Here is a 15,453-nt window from a genome sequence, read left to right as displayed (position 1 = left end):
GGGAATTCGTCATGCAGGTCACGCGGGATTTTTCGCATTACGTCCGGGCCGCGGGCGAGGGTATCAAGCACATCGATCTCGCGGTCGAGGGCGTTCACTGCGCCGGCTGCATGGCCAAGATCGAGCGCGGATTGTCGGCCATCCCCGACGTCACGCTGGCGCGCGTGAATCTCACCGACCGCCGCGTCGCGCTGGAATGGAAGCAGGGCACGCTCGACCCGGCCCGCTTCATCGATCGGCTCGAGGAACTCGGCTACAAGGCCTATCCTTACGAGACCGAGAGTGCGGAAGCGACGGAAGTTGCGGAATCGCGCTTCCTGCTGCGCTGCCTCGGCGTCGCCGCGTTCGCCACCATGAACGTGATGATGCTGTCGATCCCGGTCTGGTCCGGCAACGTCTCGGACATGCTGCCGGAGCAGCGCGACTTTTTCCACTGGCTGTCGGCGCTGATCGCGCTGCCGGCGGCGGCCTATGCCGGCCAGCCGTTCTTCCGCTCGGCCTGGCGCGCACTGTCGGCCAAGACCACCAACATGGACGTGCCGATCTCGATCGGGGTGTGCCTTGCGCTCGGCATGTCCGTGGTCGAGACCATCCATCACGCCGAGCACGCCTATTTCGACGCGGCGATCATGCTGCTCACGTTTCTTTTGGTCGGCCGCTTCCTCGACCAGAACATGCGGCGGCGGACCCGCGCGGTCGCCGGCAATCTCGCCGCGCTGAAGGCGGAGACGGCGGCCAAGTTCGTCGGGCCCGACGAGATTTCGCAGGTGCCGGTCGCGGCGATCCATCCCGGCGACATCGTGCTGCTCCGGCCCGGCGAGCGTTGCGCGGTCGACGGCACCGTGATCGAGGGACGCTCCGAGATCGACCAGAGCCTGATCACCGGTGAGACGCTGTATGTCACGGCGGAGCAGGGCACGGCGGCCTATGCGGGCTCCATGAACATCTCCGGCACGCTGCGGGTGCGGGTCTCGGCGGCGTCGGAGGCGACGCTGCTCGCCGAGATCACGCGGCTGCTCGACAACGCGCTGCAGGCACGCTCGCGCTACATGCGGCTCGCAGATCGCGCCTCGCGGCTCTACGCGCCAGTCGTGCATGCGACCGCGCTGATCACCATTTTGGGCTGGGTCATCGCGGGCGCCGGCTGGCACGATGCGATCGTGACCGGCGTGGCCGTGCTGATCATCACCTGTCCCTGCGCGCTCGGGCTCGCGATCCCGACCGTGCAGACGGTGGCCTCGGGCGCGATGTTCAAAGCTGGCGTGCTGCTCAATTCCGGCGACGCCATCGAGCGGCTCGCCGAGGCCGACCACGTCATCTTCGACAAGACCGGCACGCTGACGCTGCCCGATCTCGAAGTGATGAACGCGGCCGATATTCCCGCCGACATTTTTGCACTTGCCGGGCGGCTCGCGCTGTCGAGCCACCATCCCGTTGCCGCCGCCGTCGCGCAGGCCGCCGGTGCAAGGTCGCCGATCGTTGGCGCGGTCGAGGAGGCCGGGCAGGGCGTGCGCGCTGTGGTGGACGGTGTCGAGCTTCGCCTAGGCCGTCCGTCCTTTTGCGGCGCCGAGGCGATGGTCGGCGGGGCAACGCTCGATCCTGAGGCCTCCATCGTGGCTTTCAGCAAGGGCAACGAGAAGTTCATCCTCTCGGTGCGCCAGGGCCTGCGGCCGGACGCGCAGGCCGTGATCGCGGCGTTGAGGGCGCGCAATATTGGCATCGAGATTCTCTCCGGCGACCGCGAGCCCGCGGTGATCGCGGCGGCCCATGCGCTGGGCATCGCCGAATGGCGCGCCGGCGTCACGCCGGCCGACAAGATCGCACGGATCGAGGAACTGAAGCGGCGCGGCGCCAAAGTGCTGATGGTCGGCGACGGCATGAACGACGCGCCCTCGCTGGCGGCGGCCCATGTCTCGATGTCGCCGATCTCGGCCGCGCATCTCAGCCAGGCGACCGCCGATCTCGTCTTCCTCGGCCGGCCGCTGGTGCCTGTCGTCGCCGCGATCGACGCCTCCCGCAAGGCGCTGTATCTGATGCGGCAGAACCTCTGGCTGGCGATCGGCTATAACGTCCTCGCCGTGCCGGTGGCAATCAGCGGCGTAGTGACGCCCCTGATTGCGGCGGCAGCCATGAGCGGATCCTCGATCCTGGTGATGCTGAATTCGTTGCGCGCGCGCGGAGCTGCGCGGGAGATCGTGTGATGGAAATCCTGGTCATCCTGGTGCCGCTGGCGCTGATGCTCGGAGGCGCCGGCCTCGTCGCCTTCCTCTGGTCGCTGCGGAGCGGCCAATATGACGATCTCGACGGCGCGGCCTGGCGCGCCATCGCCGACGACGAGCCGCCGCAGGACGCCCCAGCCAAGCGTTAACCGTTGGTTCCGCGCTGCCCTTTTCGGACATGGTCGCTGGACGGCCGGCGGTCGCCGGGCGTAACAATGCCGGAGGATTTTGCGTAGAAGCGACGGGGCAGGCTCTCCGGAGCAGGAGCGTGACGAGCATGCAGAAAAATGTCGGAGTGTGCGGGGCTAACGATCTGCCGGGACAGGTCGTGCTGGTGCTGCAAGGCGGCGGTGCGCTCGGCTCCTACCAGGCGGGCGTCTACCAGGCCCTGCACGAGGCCGGGATCGAGCCGGACTGGGTCATCGGCACCTCGATCGGCGCCATCAACGGGAGCCTGATCGCCGGTAATGCGCCGGAAAACAGGCTCGCGCGCCTGAAGGAGTTCTGGAAGCGGATGGAGCAGAATCCGGTCTGGGCTCTGGGTGGCGCCTTTCCCGACTTCAGCGAGAAGCTCGCCTATTTGTCGACTGTCACCAACGGCATTCCCGGCTTCTTCCGGCCCAACCCGCTGGCGCATGCGGGAGATTCCTTTCCACTCGGCGCCGATCACGCCGGCTTCTATTCGACCGCGCCACTGGAGAAGACGCTGAGCGAGCTGGTCGATTTCGATCTGGCCAATCGCTGCGCGCCGCGACTGACGGTCGGTGCGGCTCATGTCGGCACCAGCGAAATGCGCTATTTCGACAGCCGCGACGGCGAGCTGACGGTGAAGCATGTCATGGCTTCGGGCGCGCTGCCGCCGGCCTTCCCGGCGGTGCGCATCGATGGCGAGCTGTATTGGGACGGCGGCATCCTGTCGAACACGCCGACGGAGGCCGTATTCGACGACAATCCACGCAGGGATTCGCTGATTTTCTCCGTGCATCTGTGGAATTCCGTCGGCGCCGAGCCGACCACGATGGCGGAGGTCTTGAACCGCCATAAGGACGTGCAGTACTCCAGCCGCATCGCGAGCCAGATCGTGCGGCAGCAGCAGGCCCATCGCCTGCGCCACGTCATCAACCAGCTTGCCGCGCGGTTGCCCGAGAGCGAGCGCAACGATCCCGCGGTGAGGGAATTGATGAGCTACGGCTGTCCGACCCGCATGCATGTGGTGCGGCTGCTGGCGCCGCAACTCGATCGCGAAACCCATACCAAGGATATCGATTTCAGTCCGTCAGGCATTACGCGGCGCTGGCATGCGGGCTACGCCCACACGAGATCGGTGCTGGCGCGAAAGCCGTGGATCGGTGAATTCGATCCGCTTGCCGGCGTGGTGCTGCACGAGCATATGGACGAGATGCCGATGGCGGCGGAGTAGGGCCGCGTCCGCTTTCATCGAATTGCCGCAGGCCCTGCGGATTGTCGGTCGTCGTCCGCTTTTGAGAGGCCTTGCAGTTGGTATCCGGGAACGATCTGGAATTGGCCCTCGATCAGGTCCGCGCCGACGCCGCGGGACCGGTTGCCGGCGTGTTCGGCCCTGACACGGTGACCTGGCAGATCGACCGGGAGGCCGTCATCTTTCTCGGCGCCGGCCGCGCGCTGTTGTTGCAGCTGGCGCATCCCTGGGTCGCTGCCGCCATCGCGGAGCATTCACGAACGCTTGCCGATCCGATCGGTCGCTTCCATCGCACCTTCGACATCGTCTTTGCGATGGTGTTCGGCTCGCTCGACCGGGCGCAGTTGTCGTCCCGGCAATTGCATCGGCGCCACAGCATGATCGTCGGCGCGATGCCCGAGGCCGTCGGTCCGTTCGCGGCAGGCTCGCGCTACTGCGCCAACGACATTCCGTCGTTGCGCTGGGTTCATGCGACGCTGGTCGAGACCGCGGTGATGGCGCATGAGCTGGTCCTGCCGCCGCTCTCGGCGGAGGAGCGCGAGCGCTACTGGAGCGAGAGCCGGATGTTCGGCGCCTTGTTCGGATTGACGGCCGACGATTTGCCCGCGGACTGGTCCGGCTTTGCGGCCTACACCGCGGCGATGGCGCAGTCGGACACGCTGACCGTCAGCCCGGCGGCGCGCGAGATCGCCGCGCAGATCCTTGGCGGCGCCCGTCCGTGGCTGCGGCCACCGCGATGGTATCGCGCGCTCACGGCGAGTTTGTTGCCGGAGCGGCTGCGAGCGGGCTTCGGGTTTGAATTCGAGGAGCGCGACAAGAGGGCAGCCGACAACGCGCTGAAATGGATGAGGCGCGTGTATCCGAAACTGCCGGACCGGCTGCGCTATGTCGGTCCATACCAGGAAGCGCAGGCGCGGCTGCGGGGCGAGCCGCAGCCCGACTGGATGACACGGTGTCTCAATCGCGCCTGGATCGGGCGGCCGCAAATGGATGTGCGCGGGAAGGGGTGAGGTTCTCCACTCTTAGGGTGACGGGCGATAGAGTGGCGCGCACTCTCTCCACATCGTCATTGCGAGCGCAGCGAAGCAATCCAGACTGTCGCCGCGGAGACAGTCTGGATTGCTTAGTCGCTTCGCTCCTCGCAATGACGGAGAATGGAGAAGCGCCGCCTCAGCCTCACACCGATGCCAGCCTCCGATACAGCGCGCTGTAGCTGCCGGCGGAGATGCTCCAGGAGAACGATCGTCCCATCGCGCTGCGACGCATGGAGTCGAGCTGGTCATGCGCCACGAAAGCTGAGAAGGCGCGGCGGACGCCGCCGAGGAAGGACGCGCGCGAGGGCTGCGAGAACAGAAAGCCGGTCTCGCCGTCGGTGATGGTTTCGGCCAAGCCGCCGGTCTGGTGACCGATCGGGAGCGAGCCGAAGCGCTGGGCGTACATCTGGCTGAGCCCGCACGGTTCGAAGCGCGACGGCATCAATGTGAAATCGCTGCCCGCGAAGATGCGCCGCGCCTGGGCGTCGTTGAAACCGATCGTAACCCCGATCGCGTCGGGGCGGCGGCGATGCGCGTCGATCAGCGCTTGCTCGAGCGCCGGCTCGCCGGAGCCGGTGACCACGATCTGCCCGCCGGCATCGATGATCTCGTCGGCGGCCGACAGCACGAGGTCGATGCCCTTCTGGTGCACCAGGCGTGCGACGATCGCGAACATCGGCCCGCGCGAGACCGCCAGGCCAAACTGCTTGCGGATATAATCCGCATTGGCCTTCTTGCCGACCCAGTCGCCGGCGCCGAACTGCTGGGCCAGCTGGGAGCAGGAGCGTGGATCCCAGCTCTCGTCGATGCCGTTGAGGATGCCCGTGAGCTCGGCAGCATCCGAGCGGACACGAAGCAGGCCTTCGAGACCGCAGCCGAATTCCTCCGTCGTGATCTCGCGTGCATAGGTGCCGCTCACGGTAGTGAGGTGCGAGGCATAGACCAGCCCGGCCTTGAGGAAGGAGAGCTGGTCGTAGAATTCGACGCCGTCGATATGGAAGGAACTCTCGGGGACGCCGATCCGCCGCAGCGAGTCCTTCGGGAAGAGTCCCTGGTAGGCGAGGTTGTGGATGGTCAGGATCGACGGCAGCCTGGCCCCGCGCCAGGCGAGGTAGGCCGGCACGAGCGAGGCCTGCCAGTCGTTGGCATGGACCAGGTCTGCTGCCCAATTCTTGTCCAGCTTGCCCATGGCCAGCTCAGCGGCTGCCGAGGCAAAGCGCGCAAAGCGGATGTCGTTGTCCGGCCAGTCGTGTCCGGACTCGTCGCCATAGGGATTGCCGGGTCGGTCGTAGAGTTGTGAGCACAACAGCACATAGACCGGCAGCCCGTCCTTGGTCGCAGCCCGGCCGAGCGAGCAGGCCGGCATCTCCGCGAGCGCCGGGCAGCGGCCAACGATCTGAATATGCGTGAGTTGTTCGATGATGTCGCGGTAGCCGGGCAACATGACCCGGATATCGGCGAGAGGGCGAAGCGCCCTGGGAAGTGCAGCGGAAACGGCGCCGAGTCCGCCAACGCGGACGAAATCGTCCATCTCGGTTGTGACGAACAAGACCCTCAAGAACAGCTGCCCTCTTCCGATCCCGTTTATTGCTATGCAAGAACGGGTCCAGTTGTCCTGGAATTCCCAAGCCCGCCCGTGAGACGCGTCCGTTCGGTAAAGACTTTCCTACTCACCCGCCGCCCTCTAGGGTCGGCGCATCAACAAGAGAGAACTTCGATAGTTCCTAAGAGGCCGAGGGGCGCAGCAGGCATGCCGTTAGCAGATAAGCATGAGGGGACGACGACAAAGGCCTTCGCGGGCCTCAGGGTCCTGGATTTTTCGACCACCATCGCCGGTCCCCATTGTGCGCGGATGCTTGCCGACATGGGCGCCGAGGTCATCAAGATCGAGACCGACGGCGGCGAGACGATGCGCACCCGGCCGCCGCTGCGCAAGGGGTGCAGCACCGTATTCGGCCAGCTCAACGTCGGCAAGAAAAGCGTCGTGCTCGATCTCAAGTCCGAGGAGGGCAAGGAGGCGGTGCGCCGGCTCGCCGCGACCGCCGATATCCTGGTCGAGAATTTTCGCCCCGGCGTGATGCACCGGCTGCGGCTCGACTACGACCGCCTGTGCCCGGTCAATCCCAAGCTGATCTATTGCTCGATCTCGGGCTACGGCCAGACCGGTCCCTCGGCCGAGCTGCCGGCCTACGCGCCGGTAATCCACGCGGCCTCCGGCTACGACATGGCGCATCTCGCGTACCAGCCCGGCCGCAGCCGGCCGGATTATTGCGGCATCTACCATGCCGACGTCGTCACCGGCACCTACGGTTTTGGCGCGATTGCGTCGGCGCTCTATCAGCGCACTATGACCGGGCAGGGCCAGCACATCGACGTCTCGATGCTGGAATCGATGCTGACCTTGACGGTGATCGAGCTGCAGAGCTCGCAATTCGCGGTGAAGCCACCGCCGCGCCCGATGTTCGGGCCGACCGAGACGGCCAATGGCTATGTCATGATCACGGTCGCGAGCGAGAAGACGTTTCAGTGCCTGATGGGTGTGATCGGCCGCCCCGACTGGATTTCCGATCCGCGCTTCTCCACCTACGCCGCGCGGCGCGAGAACTGGGCCGACATGATGGACGGTGTCGAAGCCTGGTCGCGGCCGCTCACGACCGATGCATGCCTTGTCGCGCTTGGCGCGGCCGGTGTGCCAGCCTCGGCCTATCGCACCGTGTCCGAGGCGCTGGCCGATCCGCAACTCGCGCACCGGCAGGCGCTCTCGTCCGTGGAGGACGAGGGTGGCTCGTTCCAGGTGCTCAATCTGCCGTTCCGGATGTCGGGCGCCGACACCACGCCCGCCAAAACGATGGCCGTGCTCGGCGAGCACACGGACGCATTGCGCCAGGAGATCGGCCTCGCCGGCGATGCTCCAATTCCGTCAGGCAAAACGGCTGCGACAAACTGAGCGCATCGCAGCACCACTACAGCGTTTGATCTCTCGCGTGTTCCTCTTGCCGTGGCGAGCATTTATCGCCAAGCTCGCTTCCGAGTCATTCAACGATCCGAAACATCGGACGAGGGATCCCGGGAGGAACCATGACGAACCTTGCTGCCGCGGCGCGCAAGCGCGCGCCGATTTTCCTTGTTGCGGCATTTACTCTCCTTCCGCCGGCTGGGCCGGCGCAGGCGCAGAAGGCGGGCGGCAGCATCACCGTCGGTCAGGAGCTGGAGATTACGGGCTTCGATCCGCTCAAGGTCGGGGTCTACGACACCTCGACCTTCACCGCCGCGGCCGCGATCTTCGATACGCTCACCACGCTCGACGACAAGGGCGAGGCCGCGCCAAAGCTGGCAGTGTCCTGGACCCATTCCGACGATTACAAGACCTGGACCTTCAAGCTGCGCCGGGGCGTGAAATTCCACGACGGCACGCCGTTCAATGCGCAAGCCTTCAAGGAGAACTTCGATCGGCAGAAGGACCCCGCCAACAAGTGCCGCTGCGCCTTCTACATCACCAACGTCAAGGAGGTGCTGGCGCCCGACGAATATACTGTCGTCTACAATCTCACCGATCCTTCCGTGAATTTGCCGGCGACGAACACCATCCAGAGCCAGAACAACGTCGTGCATTCGCCGACGGCGTGGAAGACCAAGGGCGACGACTACAATCGCAATCCCGTCGGCACCGGTCCCTACATCCTGAAATCATGGACGGCCGGCGATCGCATGGTTCTGGAGAAGAACCCGGGCTACTGGGACAAGGGCCGTCCCTATCTCGACCGCATCATCCTGAAGCCGCTGCCCGACGCGCAGTCGCGTTTCGCCTCGCTGCAATCGGGCGAGGCCGACATCATCTGGGACGACGAGAACGACGCTGACAACATCATGAAGGCGCAGAAGGACTCCAAGCTCACCGTGCACACCTACAAGGGCTCGGGCGCGCAGGTCTATGCCTTCAACACCAAGGTGGCGCCGTTCGACGACGTCCGCGTGCGGCAGGCGCTGGTGATGGCGATCGACCGTCCAAAGATGTCGCAGGCGATCAGCAACGGCCTGAGCCGGCCCGCGACCAATCCCTACGGCGACGGCTCCTGGGTCAAGTGCAAGGACGACGGCGCGCTGCCGTTCGATGTCGAGAAGGCCAAGGCGCTGATCAAGGACTATGGCAAGCCGGTCGAGTTCAAGACGATGGTGACCGCGACGCCCCGCGGCCGCATGATCGGCCAGGTGCTCCAGCAATTCTGGAAGCGCGCCGGCGCCAACATGGAGATCGAGCAGGTCGACCAGGCCACCATTCCGCCACGCGCGTTCATGCGTCAGTTCCAGCTCATACCCTGGCGCATCGTCGACCTCGCCGATCCCGATCCGCAGATGTATGCGAACTTCCGCAGCGGCAGCCCGCTGGCGCTGGCCAACTTCGCCGATCCGGAGCTCGACCGGCTGCTCGACCACTCCCGCGTCACCGCCGATCCCGCGGCGCGGATCGAGGATTATTGCGCGATCAGCCGCCTGATCAACAAGGAGGCGATCTGGTTCTGGACCTTCCAGAACACCTATTACGCGCTGTCGAGCGCCAGGCTGAAGGGCTTTCCGAAAATCTACAACGGCGTGATCGACGTCTCCTCCACCTGGCTGGAATGACCGCGCGATGCTGAACTTCGTCGTGCGGCGGCTCCTTGCCATCCTGCCGGTGCTGCTCGCCGTCTCGCTGCTCACCTTCCTGATCGCCGCGTTGCTGCCGGGCGATCTTGCCTATGTCATCCTCGGCGATCAGGCGACGCCGGAGAATGTCGCGGCGTTGCGCCGTGACATGGGGCTCGACCAGCCGCTGTGGTGGCGTTATCTGAGCTGGCTCGGTCATGTCCTGCAGGGCGATCTCGGCCGCTCCTTCCGCACCGGGCAGACGGTGTTGCAGGCGGTAGCCGAGCGCATTCCGGTCTCGCTCGAGCTGATGCTGATGGCCGAATTCATCGGGCTCCTGATCGGCGTGCCGCTCGCGATCGCCTGCGCTGCGCGCGCCGGTGGCGCCTTCGACCGCTTCATGACCGGCAGCGCCTTCGCCATGCTGTCGATGCCGTCCTTCCTGATGGCGATTTTGTTGATCTATCTGTTCGCGGTCGAGTTGCGCTGGCTGCCGGCGACCGGCTATGTGCCGTTCACCGAGGAGCCGCTGTCGAACCTGCGCTTCTTCGTCCTGCCGGCGCTGACGCTGGCGCTGGCGGAATGGCCTGGAATCATGCGGGTGCTGCGCTCCGACATGATCGCGACCCTGCAGGAGGACTACATTGCTCTCGCGAAAGCGAAAGGCCTCAAGCCCGCGCGCATCCTGTTCGTGCATGCGCTCAAGCCATCGTCGCTGACCCTGGTGACGGTCACAGGCATCAACATCGGTCGCCTGCTGGGCGGCACGCTGATCGTGGAATCGATCTTCGCGCTGCCGGGCATCGGCCGCCTGCTGGTTGGCGCGATCTACACCCGCGACCTCGTCATCCTCCAGGGCGTGGTGCTGCTGGTCGCCTGCGGCTTCGTCATCGTCAATTTCATCGTCGACATGCTTTACGCCGTGCTCGATCCGAGGATCCGCCATGGCCACGCTTGAGCTGTCGATGCAGGACGAGGTGGTCTCCGAGCCGGTTCGGCGCCGGCGCAAGCTCGGCCTGTTGTTCTGGTTCGCGAGCGCCTGGCTCGCGATTGTCCTGACGCTCGCGATCCTGGCGCCGGTGCTGCCGCTGCAGAATCCTGTAGACATGGACATGCTGGAGCGCCGTGCGGCGTTCTCCGGGGAACACTGGCTCGGCACCGACGGGCTCGGCCGCGACGAATTTGCCCGCCTGATCTTTGGCGCGCGGGTGTCGCTGACGGTGGGGCTGATCGCGCCGATGATCGGGCTTGCGCTCGGCGGCGCGCTTGGTCTCCTCGCCGGCTATTTCCGCGGCCGGTTCGAGACGCTGGTGGTCGGCAGCATGGACGTGCTGCTGGCGTTTCCACCGCTGATCTTCGCGCTCGCGGTGACCGCCTATCTCGGCCAGTCGATTCCCAACCTCACCCTGATCCTCGGCGTGCTCGGCATTCCCGCCTTCATGCGCGTGGCGCGCGCGGCCACGCTGACGCTGGCGCGGCGCGAGTTCGTGATCGCGGCCGAGGCGCTCGGCGCCAGCCATGCGCGCATCCTGATACGCGAGCTGCTGCCGAACGTGATCCTGCCGCTGCTGGCCTTCTTCTTGCTCGGCGTCGCCGTCACGATCGTGGTCGAGGGCGCGCTGTCCTTCCTCGGGCTCGGCGTGCCGCCACCGATGGCGAGCTGGGGCAGCATGATCGGCGAGGGGCGCGACAGCCTCGACGTCGCGCCGCGGCTGGCCTTCCTGCCGGCAACGGCGCTGTTCTTGACCGTACTGGCCTTCAACCTGGTCGGCGACACCTTGCGGGCCCTGACCGACCCGCGTCAGGGGGCGCTATGAGCGCGCCGCTCCTGACCATCGAGGACGTGGCGGTCGAACTGCCGACCCCGCGCGGCAATTTGCGCGCCGTGGATCATGTCGATCTGTCGCTGGAAGCGGGCCGCACGCTCGGCATCGTCGGCGAATCCGGCTGCGGCAAGACCATGCTGTCGCGCGCGGTGCTTCAGCTCTTGCCGAAGAAGGCGAAGCTGACCGGGCGCGTGATGTTCGACGGCCAGGACCTGGTGCGGCTCGATGCCGAAAGCCTGCGGCGCCTGCGCGGGCGCGACCTCGCGGTCGTGTTCCAGGACCCGATGACCTCGCTCAATCCGGTGCTCACCATCGGCACCCAGCTGATGGAGACGATCCAGGAGCATCTCGAGCTCGATGCGCCGGCGGCGCGGAAGCGCAGCATCGAGCTCCTCGCTGCCGTCGGCATTCCGGCGCCGGAGCAGCGGCTCGCGCAATATCCGCATCAATGTTCCGGCGGCATGCGCCAGCGCATCGCGATTGCGATCGCGCTGTCCTGCGAGCCGAAACTGCTGATCGCGGACGAGCCGACTACGGCGCTCGACGTGACCATCCAGGCGCAGATCCTCGATCTGCTGGCGCGCGAGCAGCGCCGCCGCCACATGGCGATGATCATCATCACCCACGACCTCGGCGTCGTCGCCGGCCGCGCCGACGAGGTCGCGGTGATGTATGCGGGCAGGGTGGTCGAGCGCGCGCCGACGCAGGCGTTGTTCAAGCGCATGCACATGCCCTACACCGAGGCGCTGCTGGCGGCGATCCCGAAGCTGGAGACCGCGCCGCATACGCCGCTGCCCGCCATCTCCGGCCGTCCGCCCGATCCGACCCGGCCGCTGAGGGGCTGCTCGTTTGCGCCGCGTTGCCGCTATGCCGTGGGGCGCTGTCACGAGGCCAAGCCCGAATTAAAGGGCGCGGAGATGCCGGGGCATCTCTATGCCTGCTTCCATCCCATCCAGATGACGGAGGGGATTGGCGCATGATGCAGTTTGCCATGCCCGCCGAGCCGCTCCTGAACGTCGACAATCTCGTCGTCGAATATGGTCTCGGCAACAAGACGGTGCACGCGGTCTCCGGCGTCAGCCTCCAGGTCGCGCGCGGCGAGACGCTGGGGCTGGTCGGCGAATCCGGCTGCGGCAAGTCGACGCTGGGGCGCGCGGTGCTGCAATTGCGCCGCGCCAAGTCCGGCCGCGTGCTGTTCGACGGCGAGGACCTCACCGCGATGGAAGGCGAGGCGCTGCGCAAAATGCGCCGCCGCGTGCAGCTGATCTTCCAGGACCCGATCGCCTCGCTCAATCCGCGCCGGCGCATCGGCGACATCGTCGCCGAGCCGCTCATCATCGCCGGCGTCAAGGATGCCACGGAGCGCAAGCGACGCGTTCACGAGGTGTTGTCCGCGGTCGGGCTAGATCCTGACATCGTGGCGGGCCGCCTGCCGCACGAATTCTCCGGCGGCCAGTGCCAGCGCATCTGCATCGCACGATCGCTGGTGCTCAACCCCGAATTCATCGTCTGCGACGAGCCGGTCTCGGCGCTCGACGTCTCCATCCGCGCGCAGATCCTCAATCTGCTCGAGGAGATGAAGGCGCGCTTCGGCCTGACGCTGCTGTTCATCGCGCATGACCTCGCGGTGGTGAAAGCGGTCAGCGACCGCGTCGCGGTGATGTATCTCGGCCGCCTCTGCGAGGTCGGGCCGTCGGAGCAATTGTTCGCAAGGCCCGCGCATCCCTACACGGACCTGCTGTTGCAGGCGATCCCGGTGCCCGATCCGGACGTGCGTCCCGTCGAGAGTGTGGCGACCGGCGAGCCGCCATCGCCGATTGCGCCGCCGTCCGGCTGCCGCTTCCGCACCCGCTGCCCGCGGGCCGACCAGCGATGCAGCGCGGAGATACCGGAGTTGCGCGAGGTCGCACCCGGCCAGTTCGCGGCTTGCCACCATCCGCTGGCCTGAACTAAAGACGGTAGCGGATTTGTTTAGCCCCGCCGGTCATGGCATGGTGGCGACGACAAAGAAGTATGCCGGGAGGACGCCGATGAAGAGTTTCAAGGTCGCCGATTTCAAGGCGCCGCTGCAGGAGTTCGACGAGGCCACGCCGCAGCCGTCGGGCACGCAGGTGCTGATCAAGGTGAAGGCCGCCGGCGTCTGCCACAGCGACCTCCACATCTGGGAAGGCGGCTACGATCTCGGCCACGGCCGCAAGCCGCTGTCGCTGAAGGACCGCGGTATCAATCTGCCGCTGACCATGGGTCATGAGACGGTCGGCGAAATCGCAGCCTTCGGCCCCGACGTGAAGCCGACCGACCAGGGCGATCTCAGGCTCGGCGATGTCGGCCTGGTCTATCCCTGGATCGGTTGCGGCAAGTGCGCCACGTGCCTGGCCGGTGACGAGAACATGTGCCTGACGCCGCGCTCGCTCGGCGTCTATTGCGACGGCGGCTATTCCGACCACATGCTGGTGCCGCATCCGCGCTATCTGCTCAACCTGAAGGGGCTCGATCCCGCCTCGGCGGCGCCCTACGCCTGCTCGGGCGTCACCACCTACAGCGCGCTGAAGAAGGTCGAGCAGCATTTTGACACGCCGATCGTGATGTTCGGCGCCGGCGGTCTTGGCCTGATGGCGCTGTCGCTGCTGAAGGCAATGGGCGGCAAGGGCGCGATCATGGTCGACATCGACGCCAGGAAGCGCGAGGCCGCCGAAAAGGCCGGCGCGCTCGCGACCGTCGATCCCAAGGCGCCGGATGCGCTGGAGCAGCTTGCCAAAAAGGCGGGCGGGCCGATCCGCGCCGTGATCGATCTCGTCGGTAACGCCGCGACCACGCAACTCGGCTTCGATTGCCTGACCAAGGGCGGCAAGCTCGTCATCGTCGGCCTGTTCGGCGGCGGCGCGACCTGGGCGCTGCCGCTGATCCCGATCAAGGCGGTGACGATCCAGGGCAGCTATGTCGGCAATCTGCGCGAGACGCAGGAACTGCTCGACCTCGTGCGCGCGAAGAACGTGCCGCCGATCCCGGTGACGCGTCAGCCGCTCAACAAGGCCAATGACGCGCTGGTGCAATTGCAGCAGGGCGCGGTGGTCGGTCGCACGGTGCTGACGCCGTAGTCTCACTCTCTCCGTCGTCATTGCGAGCGAAGCGAAGCAATCCAGAAATCCGTCCGCGGACACAGTCTGGATTGCTTCGTCGCTTCGCTCCTCGCAATGACGAGCCACGCCTTTCTTCACGCAGGAACCGCCATGTCCGCAAACAACGCCTTCCACATTGCCGTGCTCGCCGGTGACGGCATCGGTCCCGAAGTCATGGCACCGGCCATCGAAGTCTTGCGCAAGATCGAGGCGAAGTCCGGCCTGAGCTTCCGCTTCACCGAGGCGCCCGCCGGCGCCAACAATTATCTCGCGACCGGCAAGTCGATGCCGGATTCCACTATCAAGCTCTGCGAGGAGGCCGACGCGATCCTGCTCGGCGCCTGCGGCCTGCCGTCGGTGCGCTATCCCGATAATACCGAGATCGCGCCACAGATCGAGCTGCGGTTCATCTTCGATCTCTATGCCGGCGTGCGCCCGGCGCGGCTCATTCCGGGCGTGCCGAGCCCGATCGTCGGCGCCGACCAGCGCGGCATCGATCTCGTCGTGATCCGCGAATCCACCGAAGGCCTGTTCGCCTCGATGGGCAAGGGCGTCGTCACCCATGAGGACGCGCGCGAGACCATGGTGATCACGCGCAAGACCTCCGAACGCCTGTTCGAGTTCTCGTTTCGGCTCGCCGAGCGGCGCAAGGCGCGCGGCAAGCCGGGGATGCTGACCTGCGTCGACAAGGCGAACGTGTTCAAGGCCTTTGCGTTCTTCCGCGGCATCTTCGACGAGATCGAGAAGAAGCATCCGAACGTGAAGACCGACCGGCTCTATGTCGATGCCTGCTCGGCGATGCTGGTGAAGCGTCCCTGGGATTTCGACGTGATGGTGATGGAGAACATGTTCGGCGACATCGTCTCCGACATCACCGCGAGCCTGATCGGCGGCCTCGGCATGGCGCCGTCCGCCGACATCGGCGACAAATATGCCGTGTTCCAGCCCTGCCACGGCACCGCACCCGATATCATGGGGCAGGGCAAGGCCAATCCCACCGGCATGATCCTGTCGGCGGCGATGATGCTGGACTGGCTCGCCGACAAGCACGGCGTCGAGAGCGCGGCAGAAGCCGGCGAGCAGATCGAGCTTGCGGTGGACCAGATCTACGCCGGCGGCATCAAGCCGATGGAGTTCGGCGGCAGCAACGGCACGGCTGACATTACGAAAGCGGTGCTCGCTGCGCTGTAGTTA

The 15,453-nt window shown here is 66.1% G+C and carries 13 protein-coding genes; 12 read left to right on the top strand and 1 reads right to left on the bottom strand.

The window, feature by feature from the left end; translation table 11 throughout:
* Positions 1-11: 11 nt before the first annotated feature.
* The 4 genes from AB7531_RS33090 (at position 12) to AB7531_RS33075 (ending at position 4,667) form a co-directional block, all read left to right on the top strand.
* Positions 12-2,201: a cation-translocating P-type ATPase gene (locus AB7531_RS33090; protein ID WP_063984820.1), complete on the top strand. Its 2,190-nt coding sequence runs from the start codon at positions 12-14 to the stop codon at positions 2,199-2,201.
* Entirely contained in the window at positions 2,201-2,368 is a 168-nt protein-coding gene (ccoS, locus tag AB7531_RS33085; protein WP_063984819.1) for a cbb3-type cytochrome oxidase assembly protein CcoS, read from the top strand. The genes AB7531_RS33090 and ccoS overlap by 1 nt, the downstream gene beginning before the upstream one ends.
* 128 nt (positions 2,369-2,496) lie before the next feature.
* Positions 2,497-3,639 carry a patatin-like phospholipase family protein gene (locus AB7531_RS33080; RefSeq protein WP_063984818.1) on the top strand — a complete coding sequence of 381 codons (1,143 nt, stop codon included), beginning with the start codon at positions 2,497-2,499 and terminating at the stop codon, positions 3,637-3,639.
* A gap of 77 nt (positions 3,640-3,716) precedes the next feature.
* Positions 3,717-4,667, top strand: a complete 951-nt coding sequence (locus AB7531_RS33075) for an oxygenase MpaB family protein (protein ID WP_063984817.1) — start codon at positions 3,717-3,719, stop codon at positions 4,665-4,667.
* Positions 4,668-4,833: 166 nt separating this feature from the next.
* On the opposite strand, the gene glgA is transcribed toward AB7531_RS33075, so the two are convergent.
* Positions 4,834-6,249, bottom strand: coding sequence for a glycogen synthase GlgA (glgA, locus tag AB7531_RS33070; RefSeq protein WP_063984816.1), 1,416 nt, complete (start codon positions 6,247-6,249; stop codon positions 4,834-4,836).
* A gap of 192 nt (positions 6,250-6,441) precedes the next feature.
* Between glgA and AB7531_RS33065 the strand changes: the two genes are divergently transcribed.
* The 8 genes from AB7531_RS33065 (at position 6,442) to AB7531_RS33030 (ending at position 15,450) form a co-directional block, all read left to right on the top strand.
* Positions 6,442-7,638 carry a CaiB/BaiF CoA transferase family protein gene (locus AB7531_RS33065; RefSeq protein WP_063984815.1) on the top strand — a complete coding sequence of 399 codons (1,197 nt, stop codon included), beginning with the start codon at positions 6,442-6,444 and terminating at the stop codon, positions 7,636-7,638.
* Positions 7,639-7,769: 131 nt separating this feature from the next.
* Entirely contained in the window at positions 7,770-9,314 is a 1,545-nt protein-coding gene (locus tag AB7531_RS33060; protein WP_063984814.1) for an ABC transporter substrate-binding protein, read from the top strand.
* A 7-nt stretch (positions 9,315-9,321) separates the two neighbouring features.
* Entirely contained in the window at positions 9,322-10,272 is a 951-nt protein-coding gene (locus AB7531_RS33055; protein ID WP_028152064.1) for an ABC transporter permease, read from the top strand.
* A complete protein-coding gene (locus AB7531_RS33050) occupies positions 10,259-11,131 on the top strand; it encodes an ABC transporter permease (RefSeq protein WP_063984813.1) in 873 nt (290 codons plus the stop codon). Before AB7531_RS33055 ends, AB7531_RS33050 begins: the two co-directional genes overlap by 14 nt.
* Positions 11,128-12,120, top strand: a complete 993-nt coding sequence (locus AB7531_RS33045; RefSeq protein ID WP_063984812.1) for an ABC transporter ATP-binding protein — start codon at positions 11,128-11,130, stop codon at positions 12,118-12,120. Before AB7531_RS33050 ends, AB7531_RS33045 begins: the two co-directional genes overlap by 4 nt.
* Positions 12,117-13,088, top strand: coding sequence for an ABC transporter ATP-binding protein (locus AB7531_RS33040; RefSeq protein WP_063984811.1), 972 nt, complete (start codon positions 12,117-12,119; stop codon positions 13,086-13,088). The genes AB7531_RS33045 and AB7531_RS33040 overlap by 4 nt, the downstream gene beginning before the upstream one ends.
* Positions 13,089-13,170: 82 nt before the next feature.
* Positions 13,171-14,238, top strand: a complete 1,068-nt coding sequence (locus AB7531_RS33035) for an alcohol dehydrogenase (RefSeq protein WP_166089648.1) — start codon at positions 13,171-13,173, stop codon at positions 14,236-14,238.
* A gap of 132 nt (positions 14,239-14,370) precedes the next feature.
* Positions 14,371-15,450, top strand: coding sequence for an isocitrate/isopropylmalate dehydrogenase family protein (locus tag AB7531_RS33030; protein ID WP_063986573.1), 1,080 nt, complete (start codon positions 14,371-14,373; stop codon positions 15,448-15,450).
* The last annotated feature ends 3 nt before the right edge of the window (positions 15,451-15,453 follow it).

The sequence above is a fragment of the Bradyrhizobium sp. 63_E2_N1_3 genome (genome assembly GCF_052076005.1).
Classification (GTDB): domain Bacteria; phylum Pseudomonadota; class Alphaproteobacteria; order Rhizobiales; family Xanthobacteraceae; genus Bradyrhizobium; species Bradyrhizobium barranii.
Note: the sequence above shows the minus strand (reverse complement) of the source record. Positions and strands in the feature narration are given on the sequence as shown.

Excerpts from the sequence above, each read along its gene's own strand:
- AB7531_RS33080 (WP_063984818.1), top strand. The coding sequence starts at position 2,497 with ATGCAGAAAAATGTCGGAGTGTGCGGGGCTAACGATCTGCCGGGACAG.
- AB7531_RS33050 (WP_063984813.1), top strand. The coding sequence starts at position 10,259 with ATGGCCACGCTTGAGCTGTCGATGCAGGACGAGGTGGTCTCCGAGCCG.
- AB7531_RS33030 (WP_063986573.1), top strand. The coding sequence starts at position 14,371 with ATGTCCGCAAACAACGCCTTCCACATTGCCGTGCTCGCCGGTGACGGC.
- AB7531_RS33060 (WP_063984814.1), top strand. The coding sequence starts at position 7,770 with ATGACGAACCTTGCTGCCGCGGCGCGCAAGCGCGCGCCGATTTTCCTT.
- AB7531_RS33035 (WP_166089648.1), top strand. The coding sequence starts at position 13,171 with ATGAAGAGTTTCAAGGTCGCCGATTTCAAGGCGCCGCTGCAGGAGTTC.
- AB7531_RS33055 (WP_028152064.1), top strand. The coding sequence starts at position 9,322 with ATGCTGAACTTCGTCGTGCGGCGGCTCCTTGCCATCCTGCCGGTGCTG.
- AB7531_RS33040 (WP_063984811.1), top strand. The coding sequence starts at position 12,117 with ATGATGCAGTTTGCCATGCCCGCCGAGCCGCTCCTGAACGTCGACAAT.
- AB7531_RS33090 (WP_063984820.1), top strand. The coding sequence starts at position 12 with ATGCAGGTCACGCGGGATTTTTCGCATTACGTCCGGGCCGCGGGCGAG.
- AB7531_RS33065 (WP_063984815.1), top strand. The coding sequence starts at position 6,442 with ATGCCGTTAGCAGATAAGCATGAGGGGACGACGACAAAGGCCTTCGCG.
- AB7531_RS33045 (WP_063984812.1), top strand. The coding sequence starts at position 11,128 with ATGAGCGCGCCGCTCCTGACCATCGAGGACGTGGCGGTCGAACTGCCG.
- ccoS (WP_063984819.1), top strand. The coding sequence starts at position 2,201 with ATGGAAATCCTGGTCATCCTGGTGCCGCTGGCGCTGATGCTCGGAGGC.